This is a genomic window from Mangrovibacterium sp. (assembly GCF_059905295.1).
The window spans coordinates 1-6,774 of sequence record NZ_JBZQJF010000058.1 but is presented as its reverse complement, the minus strand read 5'-3'; the positions used below and the strand labels follow the sequence as shown (position 1 = coordinate 6,774).

The following is a 6,774-nucleotide window of genomic DNA, read 5'->3' as shown; positions in this document are numbered from 1 at the left end:
TGCAGATGTAATAAATATATCCTTCTCTTCAGCCAATCGAAGGATTCAGGGAGACATCCCTTCAGAATATGTTCTTCATAATGTCAAAATGTGAGGGGAGGCAACCCGCAGCCTCCCTTTCATTTACTTAAAAATTAAACACTATGGACGCATTTATTAACGGAAGACAAAATCAAATCCTGACCAAGGGTCAAGGAAAAGAGGATGCAACAATTGCTTGCGGGAAAGCCAGTGAGGCTGGTTCAGTCAGTCAAAGGGCATGTGTGTTTTGCGGATCAAGGGTAGTTCTTTACCCGATCGCTGATGCACTTCATCTTATCCACGGGCCGGTAGGCTGTGCAGCTTACACCTGGGATATTCGCGGATCCCTTTCTTCGGGACCGCAAATTCACCGATTAAGTTTTACAACTGATTTAAAAGAAAAAGAAGTAGTCTTCGGAGGAGAAGAACGCTTGTATAAAGCTTTAATTAGTTTGATTGAAACCTATAAGCCGAAAGGCGCTTTTGTATATGCCACCTGTATTGTCGGGGTGATTGGCGACGATGTTGAAGCTGTGTGTCGGCGGGTGACACGTGAAACCGGCATCGATGTAATCCCGGTAATGTCAGAAGGATTTAATGGAACAAAGAAGGACGGATACAAAATTGCTTGCGGTGCGTTATCTAAATTGATAGGAACGGATACAACTTACCAGGCGCCCGAACATAGTATTAACATTCTTGGAGATTTCAACTTGGCTGGCGAACTCTGGATGTTAGCTGAATACTATAAAAGAATGGGTGTAAACCTGGTTGGTGCCATGACTGGTGACGGTCGTATCGATGATATTCGCAAAGCACATACAGCAAAATTAAACGTCGTTCAGTGCTCAGGTTCAATGATTGGCCTGGCCAAAGAAATGAAAGAGAAATACGGCATTCCGTTCATGAAGGTCTCTTATTTCGGAATTGAAGATATGAGTGATGCCCTTTATGAAGTGGCTAAGTTCTTCAAATCGGATGAGATGATGGAGAAAGCACGGAAGCTTGTAACCGAAGAGATCAGTAAGTTGTTGCCTGCATTGGCACAATATCGTGAGAAGCTGGAAGGCAAAAAAGCAGCGATTTATGTGGGAGGAGCCTTTAAAGCAATTTCATTGGTAAAAGCCCTTCGCCTGCTTGGTATGAAGACTGTTGTGGTTGGCTCACAAACTGGAAATGTCGACGACTACAATCTACTGAAAGATATGTGTGACGATGGAACCATCATTTGCGATGACTCCAATCCGAACGAACTCTCTGAATTTGTGAAACAAACCGGAGCCGATCTGTTCATCGGTGGTGTAAAAGAAAGACCAATCGCCTACAAATTGGGACTTGGATTCTGTGATCACAACCACGAACGTAAAGAAGCTCTCGCGGGTTATGAGGGCATGCTCAATTTTGCAAAAGAAGTGTATGCTTCCGTTTGCAGCCCGGTTTGGCAATTCATGAAATAGTACGGGTTCTTTTTGACGGAACTCGATTATTAAAGCTCATAAGTTGGAACTTTAAAACTTGAAGAACATGTTTGAAAATGCTCCTATAATAAAATCTACAAAAGAATTTACAGCCACCCGAAATGCTTGTAAACTTTGTGCTCCGCTTGGTGCCAGTGTTGCTTTCAAAGGTATTCGGGGCTGCGTACCAATTATTCATGGATCGCAGGGTTGTGCTACTTACATTCGTCGCTATCTGATCAGCCACTTTAAAGAGCCGGTTGATATTGCATCCTCAAACTTTACCGAAGAAGCAACAGTATTCGGAGGAGGAGCTAACTGCGACAGAGCAATCACCAACGTAATTGGTCAGTATAAACCTGAAGTTGTAGCCTTAACTACAACCTGCTTGTCGGAAACAATTGGTGATGACGTGAAAATGTACATTCACGATTACAAAAAGAATTCAGAATTAAAAGATCTTCCTGCTTTCGTAACAGCATCTACCCCCAGCTACCAAGGATCTCATATGGATGGATTTCACGAAGCTGTTGGTGCTGCCATTAAAGCCTTTGCAAAAGGCGGCGAGAAAGGGACTCATATTAATATATTCCCTGGTTTTGTATCGACCGAAGACTTGCGTCAGCTAAAATATTTGCTGAATGATTTTGGTATCGAGTTCGTTATGTTGCCAGATTATTCCGAAACACTGGATAACCCGATTTGGGAAAGTTATAAACGAATTCCTGAAGGAGGTACTCCGGTTAGCGCAATTGAAACTTGCGGACGTGCAGCAGGCTCAGTTGAATTCGGAACTATTTTGAACTCCGGTGCTCTTTCTGGTCGTGTTAAGAATACGAAGCTTTCAGCTACCGGAGCCGAATATCTCGAAAAAACATTCGAGGTAAAGAATTACCGCATGCCATTACCAATTGGTGTGAAAAATACCGATCGCTTCATTAAAGCATTGGAAGAAATTACCGGTAAAGAAATGCCTGCCCGCTATTTGGGAGAACGTGGTCGTTTGATCGACTCTTATGCCGATGGACACAAATACATCTTTGGAAAGAAAGCTGTTGTTTATGGTGAAGAAGATTTTGTAGTAGCCATGACTACTTTTCTGGATGAGATTGGTGTTGAAGTTATCCTTGCCGCTACTGGGGGTGAAAGCGGACGCCTCGAAGATGAGATCCGCGCAAACTGCCCGGAACGTGGAGAACAGATTTTAGCAAAGAACATGTTCGACTACGAGAAAATCAAAGAGTGGTGTCAGGAAAACAAACCCGATATGCTGGTCGGAAACAGCAAAGCCTATTATATCGCTCGCGAACTGGAGATTCCAATTGTTCGCTGCGGATTTCCAATTCACGACCGCATTGGCGGACAACGCATCAAACACTTGGGCTACGCAGGTACCCAGGAATTATTTGATCAAGTCGTTAATGCAATGATTCAATATAAACAAGACCATTCGCCGGTCGGCTATAAATATATGTAGAACCGGGCAGAAGCCCTTTTTAAAATTCAGAGCTATGATTGATATAGAAAAACATCCGTGTTTTAGTATAGATGCTAAAGGAAAATATGCCCGAGTACACTTACCTGTTGCACCAAAATGTAACATTCAATGTAATTATTGCAAGCGCGATTACGATTGTGTAAACGAAAGCCGCCCGGGCGTAACAAGTAAAGTATTGTCACCGGAGCAAGCGTTGACTTACCTGGTGAAGTTGAAAGAAAAAATGCCTCATTTGTCGGTTGTAGGTATTGCCGGACCTGGTGATCCGTTCGCAAATCCGGTTGAAACCATGACAACTTTGCGTTTGATTCGCAAAGAATTTCCGGAAATGATTTTGTGTTTGTCATCAAACGGTTTAAATGTAGCGCCCTATGTTGACGAGCTGGCAGAATTGAAAGTGAGCCATGTTACAATAACCATGAATGCCTTCGATCCGGAAGTAACCAAAGATGTTTACCAGTGGGTTCGTTTTGATAAAAGAGGTTATGTTGGAGTTGAAGGTGCTAAAATTCTGTTGGAAAAACAGCTTGAAGCGATCAAACTTTTGAAAATGCACGACATCACTGTTAAAATAAACAGTATTGTTATTCCTGGAGTCAATGATCATTTGATTGGAGATATTGCTAAGCAAGCGAAGGAGCTGGGTGCTGACCTGATGAATACAATTCCTTTGTATCCGGTAGAGGGAACACCTTATGAAAACTTGACAGAGCCGTCTCCTGCAATGATGAAAATACTTCGTGCTGATATTGCCAAGCACATTAAGCCAATGACGCATTGTGCCCGTTGTCGTGCGGATGCAGTTGGTTTGTTAGGTAAAGACGACCCGGAAGCTGCTAAAATTTTAAACGATGTTGCAAATATGTCGGTGACTGCTGATGAAAGTCGTCCACACGTTGCAGTGGCTAGTCACGAAGGTTTGTTGGTAAATCAACACTTGGGAGAAGCCGACTTCTTATATATATATAAAGAAACACCTTCGGGATACCGGATGGTTGAAAAACGTCGTACGCCACCTTCAGGAACAGGAAACACCCGTTGGGAAGCATTAGGCGAAGCGTTAAATGATTGTCGCGCTTTACTGGTCGGAGGAATCGGACCTTCTCCGTCATCAATTATTGGTCGTTCAGGAATCAAAATCGTCGAAATGACCGGATTGATTGACGATGGATTGGATGCCATTTATAAAGGGAAGACCTTGAAAACCGTTAAAAAAGCTGATGTATTCCGTTGTGGAGCTGAGTGCTCAGGAAGTGGAACCGGTTGTGGTTGATCTCATTCTAATCAAATTATAAGTTGTTCAATTTCGAAACATGCTCAATCCCTCCCGCTGCGGAGTGGTTTTTTATTCGAAGATCGATTACCCATTAATAAATTAATACACCATGAAAAAACCTGATTATCACATTTTAGTTTGCAACTCGTATCGGGTTGCCGGCGACGCTAAAGGATTCTGCAACAAGAGTGGCGCAGCCGATTTCATTCAATATATTATGGAAGAATGTAACGACCGCGGATTGGATGTGGCCGTTTCATCTACTGCATGTTTGAATGTTTGTTCTCAAGGACCGGTTATGGTTATTCAACCAAGTAACTACTGGTATGGAGGCATTACAGAAGAACGTATCGACGAGATTCTGGATGCATTGGAAGAAGGAGAAGCAGTTGAAGAGTATTTAATTACTGATTAATGATTGCGAAATCTCTCCATATAATTGATACAACACTCCGGGATGGCGAACAAGCCCCCGGTGTTGTTTTCAGTTTTGATGAAAAACTGAAAATCGCCGCTCTTTTAGATGAAGCGGGTGTTAAGGAGCTCGAAGTTGGTACGCCAATTATGGGGGAGTGCGAACAATTGGTCATTCGTGAAATTATTAAATCCGGTTTTAACTTTAAGTCGACTTGCTGGGGACGATCAACAGAAGAAGACATGATCGCAGCCGAAAATACCGGTGCCAGCCGAATGAATATTTCATTCCCTGTTTCCGATATTCAACAAGTCGCCATTGGTAAAAATCGTTCATGGGTATTGGATCGGGTGAAGCCAATGATGGCATTTGCTCATCAACGATTCGACTTTGTTGCAGTTGGTGCGCAGGATGCTTCACGTGCTGACAGAACTTTCTTGAAAGAGTTTATTTCGGCTTGTATGGCCGAGGGTGCTCACCGGATTCGTATTGCCGATACAGTAGGAACACTAAATCCGTTGACAACAATGGAGTTTTTCAGCTGGTTGACGAGTGAGTTTCCAGGGATCGAGTTCGAATTTCATGGTCATAACGATTTGGGAATGGCAACAGCAAATACCGTTTCGGCAGCTTTGGCTGGCTGTCACTCGGCAAGCCTTACCGTGAATGGTTTGGGCGAACGTGCCGGAAATGCGTGTTTAGAGGAGGTTGCTGCCGCGATGCGGGTTTCTGCGAACAATGATTGCGGAATTCGTTTGGATATGCTGCAGGAGCTTTGCAATACGGTATCGTCAATCTCGTCGCGTAGAATCCATGAATCGAAACCAATTGTTGGCGAGATGATCTGTCGACACGAGTCCGGAATTCATTGTCGAAGTTTGGTGAAAGATCAGATGAGTTACCAGGCTTTTAATCCGGAAATGTTTGGACGAAAGACAGAGCTGGTATTTGGAAAACATTCAGGAGCTGGTGGAATCAATCATTTCCTGAAGTCAAAAGGTATCTATTTAGCAAAAGAGCAGTTAGCTGATGCAATGGTTAAAATGAAAGATGCGGCTTTGCGTGCAAAGCGGGCATTTGACTATGAGGAAGCTGCGATGATGTTGAATGCAAGTCTGCATGATACAAAATAAGGAAACAAAGTAGACATTTGAAGTAACAACCTAAAAACAACATATTATGGAAGAATGGAGTGGATATTACGGCGAAGGCTTATCCTACTATAAGGCGACGGTTGGCGGAATTAAAAAAGGAAAGAAATTCGGAAGCGCAGTTTATTATAACCTCATTGGGTTGTCGTTGGAGAGTTTGCTCACTGCGGCATTAACCAAAGATGGATTTCTGCCAGAGCATTCAAGTATATCATACATGATTCGGGAGTTGAAAAAGAAATACGATGTTCCTGAATCGTTTACCGAGGATTCACGCTTCTTCAATAGGTTTATGAATATGTGCTCTTTGGATATTGTAGAAGTCAAAGAACCGAATGACGAAGAGTTACTACGTTTGGTTAAATTTCTGGAAGAAGTAAAAGTTTGGACTGAAAATTTGCTTGAAATTCCATGCTCAACGGAATCTGCAAACTAAAATTTTGCGATTAAGTTGCTGCTCTTAGGTAGATGTGTTAGGTTTTTTCCGTGCATCGAAATAGTATATTGCCGGTATTTGTACTGCATTTTGTAGCGCAAATACCTTTTTTTATGCCTTAAATTCACCTTTTGTGTTGATCCCAATTCCTGATCTGGGTGAGCGGAAATTCTCTCTTATTCGACGGTTTAGAGGATACTGCTTTTTAATTGCCGAAAGTATTCAAAAATAATTCGGAGACTAACAGCTTGCAATTCAGTGTTAATGGTTGATTAGATCAAAAAACGATTAAAAAAACTTTGGAGTAAGTGTTGCAAAGCAGGAAATAGTCTCTATATTTGCACCCGCTTTTGAGAACAACGGCACACAAGCCGAGGGCATTAAAAGCCGCGTTCTGTGAGGGTTTTAGAGGATTTTAGAGAGACGAAAAATTTTTGAAAAAGAATTTGGAGAATTTAAAAAAAGCCTTTTACTTTGCAGCCGCAAAACGAGAAAACGTTCTTTGTTAAAATGTCGGGAT

Annotated in this window: 6 protein-coding genes; all 6 read left to right on the top strand. The window is 42.4% G+C overall.

Annotated elements, in window-relative coordinates:
• The first annotated feature begins 143 nt into the window (after positions 1 to 143).
• On the top strand, positions 144 to 1,478 hold the full coding sequence (gene nifE, locus AC37HE_RS03335; RefSeq protein WP_500781365.1) for a nitrogenase iron-molybdenum cofactor biosynthesis protein NifE: 1,335 nt from the start codon (positions 144 to 146) through the stop codon (positions 1,476 to 1,478).
• A 67-nt stretch (positions 1,479 to 1,545) separates the two neighbouring features.
• A complete protein-coding gene (locus tag AC37HE_RS03330) occupies positions 1,546 to 2,955 on the top strand; it encodes a nitrogenase component 1 (RefSeq protein WP_500781364.1) in 1,410 nt (469 codons plus the stop codon).
• A 34-nt stretch (positions 2,956 to 2,989) separates the two neighbouring features.
• Positions 2,990 to 4,249: a nitrogenase cofactor biosynthesis protein NifB gene (gene nifB / locus AC37HE_RS03325; protein WP_500781363.1), complete on the top strand. Its 1,260-nt coding sequence runs from the start codon at positions 2,990 to 2,992 to the stop codon at positions 4,247 to 4,249.
• A 112-nt stretch (positions 4,250 to 4,361) separates the two neighbouring features.
• Positions 4,362 to 4,667: a (2Fe-2S) ferredoxin domain-containing protein gene (locus AC37HE_RS03320; protein WP_500781362.1), complete on the top strand. Its 306-nt coding sequence runs from the start codon at positions 4,362 to 4,364 to the stop codon at positions 4,665 to 4,667.
• Complete coding sequence (locus tag AC37HE_RS03315) at positions 4,667 to 5,800, top strand: hydroxymethylglutaryl-CoA lyase-like TIM-barrel protein (protein WP_500781361.1); 1,134 nt, start codon at positions 4,667 to 4,669, stop codon at positions 5,798 to 5,800. The genes AC37HE_RS03320 and AC37HE_RS03315 overlap by 1 nt, the downstream gene beginning before the upstream one ends.
• Positions 5,801 to 5,846: 46 nt before the next feature.
• Complete coding sequence (locus AC37HE_RS03310; protein WP_500781360.1) at positions 5,847 to 6,254, top strand: hypothetical protein; 408 nt, start codon at positions 5,847 to 5,849, stop codon at positions 6,252 to 6,254.
• The last annotated feature ends 520 nt before the right edge of the window (positions 6,255 to 6,774 follow it).

What these genes read in the sequence shown, in the direction of transcription:
- nifE (WP_500781365.1), top strand. Translation starts at nt 144, where the DNA reads ATGGACGCATTTATTAACGGAAGACAAAATCAAATCCTGACCAAGGGT.
- AC37HE_RS03330 (WP_500781364.1), top strand. Translation starts at nt 1,546, where the DNA reads ATGTTTGAAAATGCTCCTATAATAAAATCTACAAAAGAATTTACAGCC.
- nifB (WP_500781363.1), top strand. Translation starts at nt 2,990, where the DNA reads ATGATTGATATAGAAAAACATCCGTGTTTTAGTATAGATGCTAAAGGA.
- AC37HE_RS03320 (WP_500781362.1), top strand. Translation starts at nt 4,362, where the DNA reads ATGAAAAAACCTGATTATCACATTTTAGTTTGCAACTCGTATCGGGTT.
- AC37HE_RS03315 (WP_500781361.1), top strand. Translation starts at nt 4,667, where the DNA reads ATGATTGCGAAATCTCTCCATATAATTGATACAACACTCCGGGATGGC.
- AC37HE_RS03310 (WP_500781360.1), top strand. Translation starts at nt 5,847, where the DNA reads ATGGAAGAATGGAGTGGATATTACGGCGAAGGCTTATCCTACTATAAG.